This is a genomic window from Streptomyces sp. iso_384, from assembly GCF_056172905.1.
Genome location: NZ_JBWBTT010000001.1, coordinates 7,604,653 through 7,622,831, shown reverse-complemented (window position 1 = coordinate 7,622,831; position 18,179 = coordinate 7,604,653). Strand labels below are relative to the sequence as shown.

Annotated in this window: 14 protein-coding genes; 10 read left to right on the top strand and 4 right to left on the bottom strand. The window is 70.6% G+C overall.

The genetic code is table 11. The features are described 5' to 3' along the window. Nucleotides 1-91: 91 nt before the first annotated feature. The 5 genes from AC0VY3_RS34475 (at nucleotide 92) to AC0VY3_RS34455 (ending at nucleotide 7,212) form a co-directional block, all read left to right on the top strand. On the top strand, nucleotides 92-2,218 hold the full coding sequence (locus AC0VY3_RS34475; protein ID WP_475551471.1) for a LamG-like jellyroll fold domain-containing protein: 2,127 nt from the start codon (nucleotides 92-94) through the stop codon (nucleotides 2,216-2,218). A 273-nt stretch (nucleotides 2,219-2,491) separates the two neighbouring features. After that, the gene (locus tag AC0VY3_RS34470; RefSeq protein WP_103511092.1) at nucleotides 2,492-3,763 is read left to right on the top strand and encodes an aspartate kinase; all 1,272 of its coding nucleotides are present in this window, start codon (nucleotides 2,492-2,494) and stop codon (nucleotides 3,761-3,763) included. Further along, nucleotides 3,760-4,833 (top strand): aspartate-semialdehyde dehydrogenase, encoded by a 1,074-nt coding sequence (locus tag AC0VY3_RS34465; RefSeq protein ID WP_475551470.1) that lies wholly within the window; start codon nucleotides 3,760-3,762, stop codon nucleotides 4,831-4,833. The genes AC0VY3_RS34470 and AC0VY3_RS34465 overlap by 4 nt, the downstream gene beginning before the upstream one ends. Nucleotides 4,834-5,191: 358 nt before the next feature. Beyond that, nucleotides 5,192-5,767, top strand: coding sequence for a SigE family RNA polymerase sigma factor (locus tag AC0VY3_RS34460; RefSeq protein WP_103511094.1), 576 nt, complete (start codon nucleotides 5,192-5,194; stop codon nucleotides 5,765-5,767). Next, nucleotides 5,764-7,212, top strand: coding sequence for a hypothetical protein (locus tag AC0VY3_RS34455; RefSeq protein ID WP_181011005.1), 1,449 nt, complete (start codon nucleotides 5,764-5,766; stop codon nucleotides 7,210-7,212). The genes AC0VY3_RS34460 and AC0VY3_RS34455 overlap by 4 nt, the downstream gene beginning before the upstream one ends. Here AC0VY3_RS34455 and AC0VY3_RS34450 read toward each other — a convergent pair. Both AC0VY3_RS34450 and AC0VY3_RS34445 read right to left on the bottom strand, forming a co-directional pair. Then, complete coding sequence (locus AC0VY3_RS34450; protein WP_475551469.1) at nucleotides 7,182-8,141, bottom strand: SURF1 family protein; 960 nt, start codon at nucleotides 8,139-8,141, stop codon at nucleotides 7,182-7,184. The two genes, AC0VY3_RS34455 and AC0VY3_RS34450, sit on opposite strands and share 31 nt — an antisense overlap. 85 nt (nucleotides 8,142-8,226) lie before the next feature. Beyond that, nucleotides 8,227-10,104 carry a S9 family peptidase gene (locus AC0VY3_RS34445; RefSeq protein WP_242738851.1) on the bottom strand — a complete coding sequence of 626 codons (1,878 nt, stop codon included), beginning with the start codon at nucleotides 10,102-10,104 and terminating at the stop codon, nucleotides 8,227-8,229. A gap of 131 nt (nucleotides 10,105-10,235) precedes the next feature. Between AC0VY3_RS34445 and AC0VY3_RS34440 the strand changes: the two genes are divergently transcribed. Together AC0VY3_RS34440 and AC0VY3_RS34435 are read left to right on the top strand one after the other, a co-directional pair. Then, a complete protein-coding gene (locus tag AC0VY3_RS34440; RefSeq protein ID WP_475551468.1) occupies nucleotides 10,236-11,075 on the top strand; it encodes a class I SAM-dependent methyltransferase in 840 nt (279 codons plus the stop codon). Between the two features lie 69 nt (nucleotides 11,076-11,144). After that, a complete protein-coding gene (locus tag AC0VY3_RS34435; RefSeq protein WP_475551467.1) occupies nucleotides 11,145-11,582 on the top strand; it encodes a nuclear transport factor 2 family protein in 438 nt (145 codons plus the stop codon). A gap of 105 nt (nucleotides 11,583-11,687) precedes the next feature. Here the strand turns inward: AC0VY3_RS34435 and AC0VY3_RS34430 are convergent, their stop codons facing one another. Both AC0VY3_RS34430 and AC0VY3_RS34425 read right to left on the bottom strand, forming a co-directional pair. Then, nucleotides 11,688-12,494: an SGNH/GDSL hydrolase family protein gene (locus AC0VY3_RS34430; protein WP_103511097.1), complete on the bottom strand. Its 807-nt coding sequence runs from the start codon at nucleotides 12,492-12,494 to the stop codon at nucleotides 11,688-11,690. Between the two features lie 566 nt (nucleotides 12,495-13,060). Next, nucleotides 13,061-14,326 carry an IS701 family transposase gene (locus AC0VY3_RS34425; protein ID WP_475551466.1) on the bottom strand — a complete coding sequence of 422 codons (1,266 nt, stop codon included), beginning with the start codon at nucleotides 14,324-14,326 and terminating at the stop codon, nucleotides 13,061-13,063. Between the two features lie 380 nt (nucleotides 14,327-14,706). On the opposite strand from AC0VY3_RS34425, the gene AC0VY3_RS34420 reads away from it, so the two are divergent. The 3 genes from AC0VY3_RS34420 (at nucleotide 14,707) to metG (ending at nucleotide 18,160) form a co-directional block, all read left to right on the top strand. Then, nucleotides 14,707-15,561, top strand: a complete 855-nt coding sequence (locus AC0VY3_RS34420; protein ID WP_475551465.1) for a hypothetical protein — start codon at nucleotides 14,707-14,709, stop codon at nucleotides 15,559-15,561. 68 nt (nucleotides 15,562-15,629) lie between these two features. Beyond that, nucleotides 15,630-15,938, top strand: coding sequence for a hypothetical protein (locus AC0VY3_RS34415; RefSeq protein WP_103511440.1), 309 nt, complete (start codon nucleotides 15,630-15,632; stop codon nucleotides 15,936-15,938). Between the two features lie 500 nt (nucleotides 15,939-16,438). Beyond that, the gene (gene metG / locus AC0VY3_RS34410; protein ID WP_103511439.1) at nucleotides 16,439-18,160 is read left to right on the top strand and encodes a methionine--tRNA ligase; all 1,722 of its coding nucleotides are present in this window, start codon (nucleotides 16,439-16,441) and stop codon (nucleotides 18,158-18,160) included. Nucleotides 18,161-18,179: the final 19 nt, after the last annotated feature.

The following is an 18,179-nucleotide window of genomic DNA, read 5'->3' as shown; positions in this document are numbered from 1 at the left end:
ATATCCGGGGGTGGCCGGCGCGTGCGGTTGTTAGTCTCCCTCAGCTCTTGATCTTCGATCTTCAAGGGCCGGACAGGGGAGGGCAACGCGCATGACAGGACGTACGGGACAGAGACGGGCGGGACGAGCGAGACGGGCTGCCGTCGCGGCGACGATCGCCGCCGGGACGGTGCTGGCGACGCCGGGCACCGTACTGGCGGCGGCGGGTGACGGGCTGCCGAGGCAGCCGCAGGTCGCCGATCTGGCGACGGAGAACTCGGCGTGCGTATCCGGCGGGGAACGGCCGTACGTGGGGTCCGTGCCGCGGGTGACGGCGCGGCTGTACGGGCCCGGCGGCGGGCAGCCCGGTGAAGCGAGCAAGGTCCGGGGCGAGTTCGAGGCGTGGTGGCAGGGCGAGGGCGGCGTCGAGGAGCGGGTGACCACGACCACCAGCACGATGCTCGACACCGCCCCGTTCAGCTGGCAGCTGCCGAGCACCATCCCCGACGAGACCGTCGTGTCCTGGCGGGTGCGGGCCGTCAACGACGCGGGTGCCTCCGCCTGGAGCAGCGAAGGGCCGGGCGCGCCCTGCGAGTTCGTGTACGACCGCACCCACCCCGACGCCCCCGTCGTCACCTCCTCCGACTATCCGGACGACGACACGTGGACGCCCGGCGCCGGGGTCCGGGGGACCTTCCGCTTCACGGCGCAGGGCGGGGACATCGTCGGATTCGCCTACTCCTTCAACGGTGAGCTGCCGCGCATGGCCGACGTCCGGCCCGACGGTTCGGCCGAGATCAGCTTCGTGCCGAAGAAGTCCGGCGTCCAGACCCTCTCCGTACAGGCGCAGGACCGGGCCGGCAACCGCGGCCTGCCCACCGACTACACGTTCCGGATCGGGGAAGGGCCCGCCCCGGTGGCCCGGTGGAAGCTCGCCGACGCGACGGGTTCCCGTTCGGCCGCCGCCGAGAACGGCACCGCGGCCCGGGCCGGTGCGGGAGTCGCGTTCGGCGCGCCCGCGCCCTCCGGCACCCCGCTCACCTCCACCGCCTCGCTCGACGGAACGGGCCACGGCTTCCTGACCCCGGGCGCCCCGGTCGTCGCCGACACCGCGAAGGACTTCGCCGTCGGCGGCTGGGTGCGGCCGGCGCGCGTGGACGGCACCCGTACGGTCCTCTCGCAGGACTCGGGCACGGGGCGTGCCTTCGCGCTCGGGCTGACGCAGGCCGGTACGGCCCCCGCGTGGTCGTTCGCCGTCGGCGGGGCGCGGGTCACGGGCGGGCTGCCCGAGACCGATGACTGGGCGTACGTGCTCGGCCAGTACGACGCCGGGACCGGCACGGCCCGGCTGTACGTGAACGGCCGCGCGGTCGGCGAGGAGACGGCCGCCGTCCCCGTGGCGGGCGAGGGCGACTTCCAGATCGGCCGGGCGCGCGGGGCGCGGGGCTACCGCGACCGCTGGCAGGGCGAGATCGGTGACGTACGGGCGTACGACCGGATCGTGGTTCCGGAGGAGCTGACGGCCCTCGCGACCCGTGCCGCGCGGCGCGTCGGCCACTGGGCGCTCGACACCGCGCCGGGCGGCCTCGCCCCGGAGTCGGGCGGCGGGGCGCCGCTGAAGCTGGGCGCCGGGGCCTCGGTCTTCCGCCTCGACGACCCCTGCGACCCGCTGGACCAGGAGTGCGGCCAGGACTGGCCGCTGGAGGGTGACGGGCACCTGCGTCTCGACGGAGTCTCGGGCCACGCGGCCACGGACGCCCCGGTGGTCGACATCTCCGGGAGCTTCACCGTCAGCGCCCGCGTCCGGCTCACCGACGACGCCCCCGCGGGGCCGATGACGGCGATCTCCCAGGGCGGGGAGCACGGCGACGCCTTCAAGGTGCGCTTCGACCCGGAGAACTCCAGCTGGGACCTGGTGCTGGCGCACGCCGACGAGCCGGGTGCGCCGGAGACCGTGCTCCGCCGGATCGAGTGGCCCGACGGGGACCTCGGCGTGGGCCACCGGGTCACCGTCGCGTACGACGCCCCGGCGAACGAGGTGTCCTTCTACGTGGACGGGTGGGCGGAGTCCGACGGCGGCACCGCGGCCTTCGACGCCGCCTGGAAGAGCACCGGTGGGCTCCAGCTCGGCCGGGGCCGCACCGCCGACGGCTGGGGCGAACACCTGAAGGGCGTCGTGGACAGCGTGTACGCCTACGAGGGTGTGCTGTCCGAGACGGAGATACAGCAGCTGCCGTAAGCCGCGGCGGACGCGCCCGCCGGACGGATGAGAGGGCTCGCCCCTCATCCGTCCGACGGGTCCCGACTCGCGCATTTCCTGCGGACGGTGTGGGCTGGGACACAAACGGGAGTGCTCGCGGGCTGGGTGGGCAACAGCCAGGTACGAGCGGTTCGGAGCGACACGCCGTACCGGGTGATGAGCGGGACATCTCATCATCTGGTATGGACGGGTCGATTCCGGGCTGCTCGTTAAACTGAGCCGACCGCAGTAATGACTGAGCGAGGAGCGCACGTGGGCCTTGTCGTGCAGAAGTACGGAGGCTCCTCCGTAGCCGATGCCGAGGGCATCAAGCGGGTCGCCAAGCGAGTCGTCGACGCCAAGAGAAACGGCAACCAGGTGGTTGTCGTGGTGTCCGCGATGGGCGACACGACGGACGAGTTGATAGACCTCGCCGAGCAGGTGTCTCCGATGCCTACCGGCCGTGAATTCGACATGCTGCTGACCGCCGGTGAGCGGATCTCCATGGCCCTGCTGGCGATGGCGATCAAAAACCTGGGCCACGAGGCCCAGTCGTTCACGGGCAGCCAGGCCGGTGTCATCACCGACTCGGTCCACAACAAAGCGCGCATCATCGACGTCACGCCGGGCCGCATCCGGACGTCGATCGACGAGGGCAACATCGCCATCGTCGCCGGGTTCCAGGGCGTGAGCCAGGAGGGCAAGAACATCACCACCCTCGGCCGCGGCGGGTCGGACACGACCGCCGTCGCGCTGGCCGCCGCGCTGGAAGCCGAGGTCTGTGAGATCTACACCGACGTCGACGGCGTCTTCACCGCGGACCCCCGGGTCGTGAAGAAGGCGAAGAAGATCGACTGGATCTCCTTCGAGGACATGCTGGAGCTGGCCGCGTCCGGCTCCAAGGTGCTGCTGCACCGCTGCGTCGAGTACGCACGCCGTTACAACATCCCGATCCACGTCCGCTCGTCCTTCTCCGGACTGCGCGGCACCTGGGTCAGCAACGAGCCGCAAGGGGACCAGCAGGTGGAGCACGCGATCATCTCCGGAGTCGCCCATGACGTCTCGGAGGCCAAGGTCACCGTCGTCGGCGTCCCGGACAAGCCGGGCGAGGCGGCCGCGATCTTCCGTGCCATCGCGGACGCCGAGGTCAACATCGACATGGTGGTGCAGAACGTCTCCGCCGCGTCGACCGGGCTGACGGACATCTCCTTCACCCTGCCCAAGGCCGAGGGCCGCAAGGCCATCGACGCCCTGGAGCGGACCAAGGGCTCCATCGGCTTCGAATCGCTCCGTTACGACGACCAGATCGCGAAGATCTCCCTGGTCGGCGCCGGTATGAAGACCAACCCGGGCGTCACGGCCGGATTCTTCGAGGCGCTGTCCGACGCGGGCGTGAACATCGAGCTGATCTCGACCTCCGAGATCCGTATCTCGGTGGTCACCCGCGCCGACGACGTCAACGAGGCCGTGCGCGCCGTGCACACCGCCTTCGGTCTCGACAGCGACTCCGACGAGGCCGTCGTCTACGGAGGCACCGGCCGATGACCGGACGCCGCCCTTCGCTCGCGGTCGTCGGCGCGACTGGGGCGATCGGCGGTGTCATGCTCCGGATCCTCTCGCAGCACGCGGATGTCTGGGGCGAGGTCAGACTCGTCGCCTCACCGCGCTCGGCCGGCCGGAAGCTGGTCGTGCGCGGTGAGGAGAGCGAGGTCCTCGCACTCGCCGAGGACGTGTTCGACGGCGTCGACGTGGCGCTCTTCCTGGTGCCGGACGAGGTGTCCGCCCACTGGGCCCCGATCGCCGCCGCCAAGGGCGTCGTCGTCATCGACGACTCGGCGGCCTTCCGGCTCGACGACGACGTGCCGCTCGTCGTCCCCGAGATCAACCCCCATGCCGCACGGCTCCGGCCGCGCGGCATCGTCGCGTCCCCGAACTGCACCACGCTGTCGCTGATCGTCGCGGTCGGCGCGCTGCACGCCGAGTTCGGGCTGCGCGAGCTGATCGTCTCCTCCTACCAGGCGGTCAGCGGCGCGGGCCGGGACGGGGTCGCGGCCCTGCGCGAGCAACTGGCCCTGGTGGCCGGTACGGATCTCGGCACCCACCCCGGGGACGTACGGCGGGCCCTCGGTGACGAGGCGTCCGCGGCGGACAGCCCCTTCGCCGCACCCATCGCCCTGAACGTCGTGCCCTGGGCCGGTACGGACGCCGGCGGCGGCTGGTCCTCCGAGGAGATCGCCATCCGCGAGGAGTGCCGCAAGGTGCTCGGCCTGCCGGATCTGCGGACCACGGCGACCTGTGTGTACGTCCCCGTCGTCGCCACGCACTCGATGTCCGTCCACGCCCGCTTCGAGAACGAGGTCGCCGTCGACAAGGCGCACGAGATCCTGGCGACCGCCCCGGGCGTGGTGCTCTTCGACAGCCCGGCGTCCGGAGACTTTCCCACCCCGTCCGATGTGGTCGGCACCGATCCGACCTGGGTGGGCCGCGTCCGGCGGTCGATGGACGAACCGCGCGCCCTGGAAATGTTCCTTTGCGGGGACAATCTCCGAAAAGGTGCGGCTTTGAACGTGGCGCAGATCGCCGAATCGGTCGCCGCCGAATTTCCCCGAGCGTGATCGAATCTTTTTTGTAGGATCTGTGAACGCCCTGTGAGCAATTAACTGGTCTGAACCTCTTGAGCTGGGGCGTTGTCGTATCCGACGATGATCTCCCGGCCTTTCGCAACCGCATCTCGGCCGGGCGGCGTCTATGCGGTCACTTCTGCGTGGCCGGACGTCATTACGGGGCATTTGGGGAAGAGCAGGTATGTATGAGGGCATGTCGCACAGCGTCGAACGTGGCGCCGTCCGCGTACAACCCTGACGGGGGGCAGCGTGTCCAACAGGCGTGGCAGAGGTTCTCGACATCACAGTGGTGGGCCCGTTGCGAGGCGCTTCGGTGCGTCCGCTCCGGCGGCCCCGCGCGCGCGGCGGCATGCCGGTGATCGCGCCCATGCCCGCCGCGCGACCGGCCTCGTTGCCCTCGCAGCGCGGGGGTGCTGAAGAGTCGGTGGCAGCTGGAACCACGGTCGACCATCTCACCGAGACCTATCGCGCCCACTACCGCTCCCTGCTCGGTCTCGCGGCCCTGCTGCTGGACGACACGGCGTCCTGCGAGGACGTGGTGCAGGAGGCGTTCATCCGCGTGCACTCCGCGCGCAACCGGGTCCGCGAACCGGAGAAGACCCTCGCGTATCTGCGCCAGACCGTCGTCAACCTCTCGCGTTCCGCGCTGCGCCGCCGCATCCTCGGGCTGAAGCTGCTCTCCAAGCCGATGCCGGACATGGCGAGCGCGGAGGAGGGCGCCTACGACCAGCTGGAGCGGGACGCGCTGATCAAGGCCATGAAGGGGCTCCAGCGACGCCAGCGCGAGGTGCTGGTGCTGCGCTACTTCGCGGACATGACGGAGGCCCAGGTCGCCGAGACGCTGGGTATCTCGCTGGGGTCGGTCAAGGCGTACGGTTCCCGGGGCATCGCGGCCCTGCGCGTCGTTATGGAGGCCCAGGCATGAGCGGGCCCGACCAGCGCCCCGAACGGGGACCCGAGCACAGGCACGAGAACGACCCGACGGGAAACGGAATGGTGAACCACGGGCCGGAGAAGACTCCGCACACAGATCCGGACCGCCCGCACGCCGGTAGCGCGGGACCCGAGCCGGACGAGCGGGACGCGGGGCCGGGTGCGGGCGCGAGTGTGGATGCGACGGCGACTGCGGGTTCGGGTGCGGAGGACGGTACGCAGTCCCGTGCCGACGCTGACGCGAAGTCCGGGTCCGGGTCCGGGCCTGATGCCGCTGACGCCGCCGCGAAGTCCGACCCGAAGCCCAGGCCCGGTGCCGCTGCGGGGAAGGCCGCGAAGTCCGGGCTCGGCGCCGACGATGCCCCCGGGGCGCCCGACGACGATGTCCTCGCCACCCTGACCGACCTCTTCGCCGCCGATCGGTCCGCGCCCACGGCCGACGAGCTGGACGAGGTGGCCCTGCGCCGCATGCTGCAGGGCGCGGTGCGCGACATCAGCCCCTCCGAGGGGACCCTGGACCATCTCCACCGGGCCGTCCCCGCCCGCCGCGCCAGGCGGCGGCAGGCCGTCGTCGGGGCGGCCGCTGCGGCCCTGCTGATCGGCACCGCCGTCCCCGCCTTCGTCCACGTCGCGGCCTCCGACGGCCAGACCACCGCCAGCCCCGCCATCGCCGGACACGGCGAGCAGGCCCAGGGCGGCAACGGGGACGAGAGCGGCCCGGAGGAGCCCGGCCGGCGGACCGTGCAGCCCACCGAGCGCGAGAGCGAGGGCGGTGTCGGCGAGGCCGACCCGGATCCCAGCCCGTCCGAAGGCCGGGGCGGTGACCCCGAGGGGGCGGAGAAGGACGAGGAGCCCGACTCCCCGCGCGTGGACTTCGCGTCCCTGCCGGTCTGCGACCCGAGCCAGCTCGGCGTCGCCTCCGCCGGCACCGACGCACCGGGGGCCGACGGCACGGTCTACGGAAGCTTCAAGATCGCCAACATCTCCGCCAAGGAGTGCACGGTCAGCAGCAACGGCACGGTGGGCGTCACGGCCCTCGGCGCGGCCGACCCGCTGAAGATCGGCGTCGTCCAGCACGCCGCGGGCGACGCGGCCCCCGGTCTGCCCGACCCCTCGCAGGAGCCGGGCACGGTGGCGCTGAAGCCGGCCATGGCGTACGAGGTCAAGTTCGCCTGGGTGCCGACCGACACCTGCCCGACCACGGGCCCATCACCGACGCCGACCCCGTCGGCGGACGGCGCGGGAGGTTCGGTCGGCGAGGGCAGCGACCAGTCCGGCGTCGAGGCGCAGTGGCTTCAGGAGGACGGCGGGGGCACGGCGGAGGGCAGTGTCGCGGTGACCCACACCCCGGAGACGGGAGCGCCCACCGCGGAGACGAAGATTCCCAACGCCTGCTCGGGCACGATCTACCGCACGGGCGTGCTCGCCACGTCGTAGTCCGGCGAGGACGGGCCGTCGCGGTCGTCGTCCGCCGCCGCGGAGCCCTCCGGGCCCTTCGGGGCCGAAGCAGGCTCGGCCGGGGCCTCCGGGGCGTCCGAGGCCTCCGGGGCGTCCGAGGCCTTCGGGGCCGTCGCCGCCTCCTCGGTGGCGGGCTCCTCCGGGACGAGGCCGAGTGCGATGTCGCGCACGGCCTCGGCCTCGCGGCGCACCAGCCGGAACCACATGAAGAGCACGAAGCCGGCGAAGACGAACCACTCGCCCGTGTAGCCCAGGTTCTGGAAGGCCTTCAGATCGAGGCCGCTGCCCTGCGGGGCCGCCGCGGGCACGGGCTTCATCGCACCGCCCGTACCGCCCGCCTCGGCCTCGGGCAGCGTCACCCAGGCGTCGTAGACGTCGTACGGGACGAGGTTCACCAGGGTCGCGGCGCTGATCATGCCGATCTGGCCATCGGGCAGCCCGCCCCGGACGTTGACGCCGTCGCTGTTGGTGTTCTCGGAGGCCTGGAGGTCGCCGGTCACCGTGACCTCGCCCTTCGGCGCGGCGGGCACCCGGGTGTCGCTCGCGGAACCGGGCAGCCAGCCCCGTACCACCGGCAGAGCCTTGCCGCTGTCCGTACGCAGCAGGCTCAGGACGTAGAAGCCCTGCCGGTCGTCCAGCTCACGGCCGGGTACCAGGAACTGGTCGGCGTACGTGCCGGTGGCGACGGCCGGGCGGCCGGAGGTCACCTTGTCGACGGGCAGCAGCTCGTCCAGGGGTTTCGCGGCCCGGGTGCTCGGATCGGGTGCTTTCTCCGCCTGTTCGTGCGACTGCACACGGTCCTCGAAGCGGCCGAGCTGCCAGGTGCCCATGAACACGCAGAACGGGATGGCCAGCACGACGAAGAGGTTGATCCCCCACCATCGCGGGGTCAGCAGGAACCGGTACACCCCTCAAAGGTACGGTTCCCCGCCCCGGGCTCCCGGAGCGGGGTCCGTCATTTATCCGGCCCTTACGCCCGTCCGCCGCCCGGGTTCACCCCGCCGTACCGGCCACCGCGCCCCCGCCCAGGTGCTTCAGGGCGAACTCCAGCTCCAGCCGCACCTGCTTGATCCGCTCCTCCACCACCAGCGAACCGTGCCCGGCGTCGTAGCGGTACACCTCGTGGACCGCGTCGCGCGCCGCCAGCCGGTCCACGTAGTTCTCCACCTGACGGATGGGGCAGCGCGGATCGTTGACGCCCGCCGAGATGTAGAGCGGGGCGCGCACCGCGTCGACGTACGTCAGCGGCGACGAGGCCTCGAAGCGCTCGGGCACCTCCTCCGGCGTGCCGCCCAGCAGCGTGCGGTCCATCGCCTTCAGGGCCTCCATCTCGTCGTGGTACGCCGTGACGTAGTCCGCGACCGGCACGGCCGCCAGGCCAAGCGTCCAGGAGTCGGGCTGGGTGCCGAGCCCGAGCAGGGTCAGATAGCCGCCCCAGGACCCGCCGGCCAGGACCAGGCGCTCCGGGTCCGCGAGCCCGGACGTGACCGACCATTCCCGTACGGCCGCGATGTCCTCCAGCTCGATCAGGCCGACCCGGTGCTTCAGCGCGTCCGTCCAAGCGCGGCCGTAGCCGGTCGAGCCCCGGTAGTTGACCCGGACGACCGCGAAACCGTGGTCGACCCAGGCGGCCGGACCGGAGGCGAAGGCGTCGCTGTCGTGCCAGGTCGGACCGCCGTGGATCTCGAAGATCGTCGGGAACGGGCCCTCACCGGTGGCGGGCTTCTGCACGAGGGCGTGGATCCGGCCGCCCGGTCCCTCCACCCACGCGTCCTCGACGGGCACCGACGGCGGCGCCTTCGGTCCGGGCGGGTCCAGGACCACCGCACCGCTCGTGGAGCGCACCACGGGCGGCTGCGCGGCCGAGGACCACAGATACTCCACCGTGCCGTCCGGGCGGGCCGTGGCGCCCGACACCGTCCCGGCGGGGGTTTCCACGCGTACGGGCTCCGGGGCCCCCGGTTCGTACCGCCACAGTTCGCCGCGGGCCTCGAAGCTGTGCTCGATGAGCAGGGCGGAGCCGTCCGGATACCACTCGGCCCCGACGTCGCCCGGCAGATCGACGGCGAGCGCGGTCTCCGTGCCCGTGACCGGGTCCCAGATCATCGGCTCCCAGCGGCCCCGGCGCTGGTGCCCGACGAGAAGCCGGGTGTCGCCGGCGATCGGTGCGAAGCCCAGCACGGCGAGCCCCAGCTCCTTGGTGCCGCCCTCGGTGTCGTCCAGCTCGGCGACCGTGGAGCCGTCCTGGCGCACCACTCGCAGCGCGGAGTGCATCGCGTCGCCGTGCTCGGTGTGCTCCAGGGCGATCAGGGTCCCGTCGTGGGAGAGGTCGCCGACCCCGGCGGACTCCCGGTGCCGGTAGATCTCCACGGGCTCGCCGCCCGGCTTCCGCACCAGGTGGATCGTCGTGCCGTCCTCGTCGGTCGAGCGGCCGATCACCGCCGAACCGTCGCGTCCGATGGCCAGGCCCGCCGGGTAGGAGGGGGCGAGGCCCGGGACGGCCGGCTCGTCCGCCCCGCCGTCGAACGGCTGGCGCATCCACACCCCGAACTCGTCGCCGTCGGTGTCGCTGAACCACCAGACCGCTTCGCCGTCCGGAGTCAGCACGCCGTCCGTGGTGCCGTTCGGCCGGTCGGTGACCTGGCGCTGCCGCCCACTCGCCCGGTCCCACGCGTACAGCTCGTACGTACCGGTGGCGTTGGAGACGAACAGAGAGCGGTCAGGCGCGTCCTCGGCCCAGTCGGGAAGGGACACCCGGGGCGCGCGGAACCGCTGTTCCCACTCGGGCGCGGTCGAGGTCCCGGGCGTGGTCGAGGCCCCAGGTGCGGTCGGGGCCCCAGGCGCGGTCGAGGCGTTCTGTGATTCGCTCATGTCCTCCATCCAACCCGATCGGCCGCTCTGCCGGGGACCCTGTGGATAACCTGTCCGCCGGCCCCGCCGATCTCCCCCGCCCTGTGGATAACCGGTCGCGTTCCCCCGGGCCCGTGGGTAGCTTTCCGCTCATGTACTCCCCGACTCCGGACGACTGGCACGAGACCAACCGAGCGCGCTGGGACGAACGCGTGCCGATCCACGTGGCGAGCGACTACTACGAAGTGGACGCGTTCCGGGCGGGCAAGGACGCGCTGCGCGCCTTCGAGCTGGCCGAGGTCGGTGACGTCACCGGGAAGACCCTGCTGCACCTCCAGTGCCATATCGGCCTGGACACCCTGTCCTGGGCACGGCACGGTGCCGCCCAGGTCGTGGGCCTCGACTTCTCCGAGCCCGCAGTCGAGACGGCCCGGGGCCTGGCCAAGTCACTGGAGTTGGGCCCGGACCGGGCGGCGTTCGTCGCGGCCGATGTGTACGACGCTCCGGCCGCCGTTCCCGACTCCGCGTACGACATCGTCTACACGGGCATCGGCGCGCTGGGCTGGCTGCCCGACATCGACCGCTGGGCCGAGACCGCCGCGTCGCTGGTCGCGCCCGGCGGGTTTCTCTACCTGGCGGAGTTCCACCCGCTGACCGACTCGATGGACGAGACCGGTTCGGTGGTCACCGACGACTACTTCAGCCGCGACGCCTGGGTGGACGAGACGCCTGGCACGTACGCCGACCTCGACGCACCGACCGTGCACAACCGCAGCGTCGAGTGGCAGCACCCGGTGGGCCGGGTGGTGACGGCGCTCGCCGCGGCCGGTCTGCGGATCGAGTTCCTCCACGAGCACGATGTGTCGCTCGTCCAGCGGTTCGGCTCGCTGGAGCGCCATGCGGACGGTCACTACCGCTTCCCGGCGGGCCGGCCGAGGATCCCGCTGATGTACTCGATCAAGGCGTCGCGGCCTGCGGGGCGACGCGGATAGCCGCAGGTCGGAGCTGTCTCGCGGGGCTTATCCGGCCGATTGTCAGTGGTGGCCGCCACACTCTTCTTCATGACCGACATGACAGGAAGCGTCCCGGGGACGACGACGGCAGCGCTGCGCGGAGCGGTGGAGACGTACTGGACGGCGGCCGAGGCGCGCGACTGGAGCGCGTTCGGGGCGACCCTCGCCGAGGGCGTGGTGTACGAGCTGCCGCAGACGCGCGAGCGGATCCTCGGCAAGGAGCGGTATCTCCGGTTCAACCAGGAGTATCCGGGCGACTGGCACGTCCGGGTCGAGCGGATCGTCGCCGACGCGGAGGGCCGCCAGGCCGCCGCCCGGACCGGGTTCACGGTGACGGGGGAGCAGGAGGGCGATCAGGCGCAGGAGTTGGACGCCATCCACTTCTTCACCTTCGACGAGCAGGGGCTGATCACCGGGGTGACGGACTTCTGGCCCGAGACGTACGAGCCTCCGGCCGGCCGCGAGCACCTGGTCGAGCGCTACTGAGAACGGCGGCCCACCGGGCGCCCGGTGAACCGCCGTTCCTGTCCTGCGTGCGAGGCCCTGCGCTGCTGTCTCGCCGAGCCGCGACTTCGCTACGCCGATGCCTCGCTACACCGCGGAGCGGAAGGCGGGCAGATAGCCGCCCGACTGCCCGGCCGCCTTGGGGTGGTACGAGTTGTAGATCGGGATCGTGACGCTGTGGAGCCAGGCGTCGCCGGAGCACAGCTCGTGCCCGGTGAATTCGTCCACCACGCTGGAGAAGGTGAACCCGGCGTCGGCGGCCCGCTTGGCCAGCACGTCGTTGAGGACGCCCGACGCGTTGTTGATCGCGGCCCGTTCGGCCTCGGAGAGACCGGCGATGCAACTGCCGGACAGCTGGTAGAAGCGCGGGTAGCCGAGGACCACGACCTGGGCCTGCGGGGCACGCGACCGGATGTTGCCGTAGAGCGAATCGAGGCTGCCGGGCAGGGAGTTGTTCATCTGCGCGATGGCGTTGTTCACGCTGGCGATGCAGGTGGCCTCGCTGGAGAGCACGCAGTCCTGCATGACGTCGGCGAACCCGACGTCGTTGCCTCCGGCGGTGACGCTGACCAGCGAGGTGGAGGCGCTGAGCACCCCGAGCTGGCTGCTCGCCACGGACGACGTGGTCGCACCCGAGCAGGCGACGAAGTCGAACGAGGAAGGGGAGTTCGCCGCCTGCCAGAGGTAGGGGTAGGCGTTGGTGCTGCGTCGGCAGTCGCCGCTGTCGGAGATGTAGCTTCCGGCGCCGACGCCCGAGGAGTAGGAATCGCCGAGCGCGACATAGCCGCCGGCGGCGGCAGAGTCGGCCGCGGAGGCCGGCCCGGCGATGCCGAGAGCGGCAACGGCGGTGAGCGCCAGGGTGAAGAGGGATGCCCGAATTCTCCGTACTGACATAGCTGCCAGCCTTTCGAAGTGTGGGGGGACAGGCGGGGGGACCTGCGGGGGATGGGGGGAGCGATGCAGTTTCTAGCAGCTCGCGGTACCCGCCGGTAATGCCCGTGCGAGAAGTCGTCTGATATGCCCGAATGATCGTTCGGTGGGTCATGCTCCGCGCGTAGATAAACCCTCAACTCGGTTCCGGAAGCGGCAAGTTCAGGGGAATCCGCTGCGTCCGGGCAGGGCTGTGAGAGGCCGGGCGGACGGTGATTCATGGCGCGGCGGAGCCCGGTCCGGCACCGCGCGCGCCGGAAAGTTCATCCGGTCGGCCCAAGCTCCAGGCGTGACGGGCGAGACGGGCGTGACGCGCATGACGGGTGTGACGGGCATAACGGGTGAGCCGGGCGAGACGGGTGAGCCGGGCGTGACGGGTGGAGCAGTTGGTGTGCAGGCAAGCCCTGCTGGAGTACTAGTAGTGCTTGGTCATGTTGGTGCGGGGTCTGGCGTGTCGCGGTGACAGGTGGGGCAGGCGCCGGTCCAGGTCGCGAGGAGTATCTGCAGTTCGCGGACGACTCGGTAGAGGCTCAGGCCGACGCCGTCTTTTTTGGGGATCGGGTCAGTCGCTGCAGGGTGCAGAAGGCGTGGGCGACCGAGACGAGGGTGACGTGGTGGTGCCAGCCTGGCCAGGTCCGGCCCTCGAAGTGGGCCAGGCCGAGGGCCTGTTTCATCTCGCGGTAGTCGTTCTCGATGCGCCAGCGGAGCTTCGCGGTGCGCACGAGGACGGGCAACGGGGTGGTCTCGGGCAGGTTGGAGAGCCAGAACTGCACGGGCTCGTCCTGGTCGGCGGGCCACTCCGCCAGCAGCCAGCGGACCGGAAGCTCGGCGGTGGTCGTGGCCTGGCGGATCTCGCGCCCGGCGGGCCTGATCCGCAGGGCAACGAAGCGGGAGTACATGCGTTTGTGCCCGCTGCGGCCGCTGCCCGGCCGTGATCCCTCCCTCCACTGCACCGGCCGTGCGGAAGATTTGCCGGCCGCGATGACCAGGTCCTTCACCCGCTGTGCCGGCTCGGGATAGGCAGGGACCGGCCGCCGGCCCCTGCCGAGGTAGGTCGGGGTGGCCGGCCGTGCGTCCTCGGGTTGTGCGGTGGTTGTGGTCGAGATGCCCACCACGTAGTCGAGTCCGCGTGTCTCCAGGCCGAGCCGGAAGGCGGCGGTGTCCCCGTAGCCGCCGTCGGCGATGACCTGGGGCACTTCGATGCCCCAGGACCGCGTCTCGTCGATCATGTCGAGGGCCAGCTGCCACTTCTCGACATGGCCCACCTGGGCAGGGATGGCGCACTTGTCACGGCGGGCCACTTTGGCCGGATCGGCCTTGGGCGAGGAGGGATCCCAGCTCCCGGGCAGGAGCAGACGCCAGTTCACCGCCGCCGAGGCACCGTTGGAAGCCAGGTGCAGCGAGACTCCGGCCTGGCAGTTGGTGACCTTGCCCGCCGTGCCGGTGTATTGCCGGGTCACGCACGCCGACGCGTCCCCGTCCTTGAGGAAGCCGGTGTCATCGATGACCAGCGCGGTGGGTTTGATGACCGGCTGCATCCGCCAGGCCAGCCGGGCCCGGACATGCGCCGCATCCCACGGGCTGGAGGTGACGAAGTGCGCCAGAGCCTGCCGGTTACCCTCCTCGCCCAGGCGGGCGGCCATCGGCTCCACCGACTTACGCCCGCCGTCCAGCAGCAGGCCCCGCAGATAGACCCCGCCCCACCGGCGCTGATCCGCCCGCGCGAACGGCTCGAACATCTCCGCCGCGAAGTCCTCCAGATCACACCGGACCGCAGCCAACTCCTCACTCAGCACACACGATCAACGACACGACCGATCAAGAAGACACGCCATCACAAACGACACATGACCAAGCCCTACTAGGGCCGGTCGATAGGAACGTCGGTCGACTTCACCCGGGCCGTGGCGGTCACACCGACCTCGATGCCCAGCTCGTCGACCGCCTCACGGCTCAACCAGGGAGACGAGCCGGTGCAGCCCGGACTGGATCTCCACCTGGGCCACGATGCCGTCCCCGAAGGGGGTTTCACGAGCCCGGAGTGATTCTTCAGGTTCTACCGGATGCTCCCGGAGGATCCTGCGGACACGTCCGGACTGTTTCCGCATGCCCAACTTCCCTTCCCCTCCCGGGCTCCGGTGTCTGCCCGCACGAAGAAGTCGGGAGGGCTTCACCTGTGAAGCGGACAATTCATCGCAGTGCCGGGATCATCGCGGCCGGCACCGCGGGCGCTCTGGTCCTGACGATCGCCCCCACGGCCGCCGACTCCGGCCTCTCGACGGCGGAGAGGGTCGCCACGGTGGTGGAGAAGACCACCGGCACAGCGGACATCAGCCGGGACGGGCAGAGCGGGGTCACCACGCCCGCCACCGCCGACGGCACCATCAGCGCCGCCGCTGTGGACGGCTCCAGGATCAGCATCCGGCTGCCGGGCGCCGGCAGCTCCAGCGCCGCCGAGACCGGAACCGGCACCATCGTCTATCCCGGCGCGGCCAAGAACGCCGATCTGGCCGTACAGCCCACCGCCCAGGGCGTTCGCGCCCTGATCACCGTCAACAACGCGGCCGCCGCCAAGGAGTACCGCTTCGGCCTCGGGCTTCCCGACGGCGCGACAGCCGAGCAACTCGACGGCGGTGGCGTCCTGGTCACCAAGGGCGAGGACGTCCTGGGCATGTTCGACGCCCCTGGGCCAAGGACGCCAACGGGGAAGCCGTTCCGACCTCGTACCGCGTCGAGGGCGGTGGCCTGGTCCAGACGGTCCAGTTCGACGAGAGCACGGCCTCGTCGCCGACCCCTGGTGGAACACCGCGTGGAAGTGGACCAAGTGCGCCGCCGCGGTCGCCGTGGCGTTCTTCCCAGCGGCAAAGGCCTACAAGGCCGTCAAGGCTCTCGGCGGCGCCAAGCAGACGGCGAAGCTTCTTCGGGTGCGCGGACGAAGGGTGACTTCATCAAGCATGCCAAGAAGGCAGGCAAGAACGGCGCGGTGGAAATACTCGGGATCGCCGGAGTGGGGAGCTACTGCTTCAAGTAGGGGTCCTCGCCCGATGAGGCCCCAGTGTCCCCGAGAGAGTTACGACACCGATTGGAGTGCGATCTCCGTTGAGCAAGCACGAACCCCACATTCTGATCCTGCGGGATCTGGAAAGCCTTCGCGACGAGATCGTTCGTGAGATGGAGTCGGCGGACGAGGCCGAACAGCCGGGTCTTCGGAAGGCCCTCCACCTTCTCGGTCAGCGCGCGGCAGCCACCGATGAGCAACTCGTCCAGGACTGGGTCATCCGAACCCTGTCCCGCGCGGGGGCTGACCCCGCACAGGACCATGTACGGGCTGTGAAGGTGCTCAGGGAGACCATTCCCGGACTCGGGCTGCGTGCGGGCAATGACCTGGTGAAATCCGTCCTCCCGTGAGAAGTCCGTTACCGGCGATGGGAAAGGGCGCTCGACGCCCTCCTGCGTGTACGCCGGTAACACGGGCCGAGGCGAAGTCTGGGCGGCGCGAGGCGCCCGGACTTCCCGATCGCAGGGGTGAAATCCGGGCCGGACCGCCCGGCCCTGCTGGAAGTTGCTTCTCGGGTCATGCGGACCGCCTCTTGGGCCTCGGGCGATGAGGGGGATGCGTAACCACGGACATACGGGCCTAATATGAGGACGGCCTCGGCCGTTCGAGACTCGCTTGGCCGCCTGTCTCGGACGGCCGAGCGCCTTTCCGTGCGAGCCCGGCCGCCGGTAAACGCCCCGGCGCATTGGCACCCGGGTGCCATACGATTGCGGCGGCTTGCGGATCCGGCCGTCACCATGCGTGACACGGTTGAGCGACCTTGCGCGATCGCGCCTGCTGCACCTTCCCGACTTCGGTCCGCCGTGGCACTGCCGCCAGGCGCCAAACGTACGAAATGGAGCATCCAAGGATGGCTCGACACCTGGTAACCAGCGCGCTTCCCTACATCAACGGGATCAAGCACCTGGGCAACATGGTCGGGTCGATGCTTCCGGCGGACGTGTACTCCCGGTACCTCCGCCAGCGTGGTCACGACGTCCTGTACATCTGCGCGACCGACGAGCACGGGACACCGGCCGAACTGGCGGCCAAGGCGGCCGGACTGTCGGTGGCGGAGTTCTGCGCGCAGGCCCACGACGCCCAGAAGGCCGTGTACGACGGCTTCCAGCTGGCCTTCGACTACTTCGGACGCAGCTCTTCGCAGCAGAACGTCGAGATCACTCAGCACTTCGCCCGCCAGCTGCACAAAAACGGCTTCATCGAGGAACGTGCGATCCGCCAGGTGTACTCGCCGGTTGACGGCCGCTTCCTGCCGGACCGGTACGTCGAGGGCACCTGCCCGCACTGCGGCTACGACAAGGCCCGCGGCGACCAGTGCGAGAACTGCACTCGCGTCCTCGACCCGACGGACCTGCTCAACCCCCGTTCGGCGATCAGCGGCTCCACGGAGCTGGAGGTCCGCGAGACCAAGCACCTGTTCCTGCTCCAGTCCAAGCTTCAGCACGAGGTCGAGGCGTGGGTCGCGCGGCACGAGGAGCAGTGGCCGCAGCTGTCCTCTTCCATCGCCCGCAAGTGGCTCACCGAGGGCCTCCACGACCGGGCGATTACCCGTGACCTGGACTGGGGCGTCCCGGTTCCGTCCGACACCTGGCCGGAGCTCGCGGCCGAGGGCAAGGTCTTCTACGTCTGGTTCGACGCCCCGATCGAGTACATCGGTGCGACGAAGGAGTGGTCGGACGCCGGCCCGGACGGCGAGACCCGCGACTGGAAGTCGTGGTGGTACGAGGTCGACGACACCGTGCGCTACACCCAGTTCATGGCCAAGGACAACGTCCCGTTCCACACGGTGATGTTCCCGGCCACGGAGCTCGGCGTCCGCGAGCCGTGGAAGAAGGTCGACGTCGTCAAGGGCTTCAACTGGCTGACGTACTACGGCGGCAAGTTCTCCACCTCGCAGAAGCGCGGCATTTTCACCGACACCGCCCTGGAGACGCTCCCTGCGGACTACTGGCGCTATTTCCTGATCGCCAACGCCCCTGAGTCCGACGACTCCTCCTTCACCTGGGAGCACTTCGCGGCCACGGTCAACAAGGACCTGGCGGACACCCTCGGCAACTTCGTCAACCGCGTCCTGTCCTTCTCCCGCAAGCGCTTCGGCGACGAGGCCCCCGCAGGGAACGCGGCAGGCGAGGCGGAGACGCGACTGGGCGAGGAGATCGCCCGCCTCCTGGCCGAGTACGAGGAGCACATGGACGCCCTCCAGTACCGCAAGGCCGGTGCGGCGCTCAGGGCTCTGTGGTCGGCGGGCAACTCCTACCTGGAGGAGAAGGCCCCCTGGCTGGAGATCAAGACCGACCCGGAGGGCGCGGCCCTGACCCTGCGCACCGCGATGAACCTCATCCACCTGTACGCGATCGTCTCCGAGCCCTTCATCCCGGCCTCGGCGGCCGCCATGCGGGGCGCCTTCGCCCTGGAGAGCGACACCGCGACCTGGGTGACCGCCGAGCAGGCCAAGTCCCTGGACTCTGTTCCGGCTGGCACCCCGTTCACCGTGCCGCCGGTGCTCTTCGCGAAGATCTCGGAGGAGGAACTGGAGTCCTATCGTGCGCGCTTCGGCGGAGCTGACGCCTGAGCCAGGGACCGGTCACGAC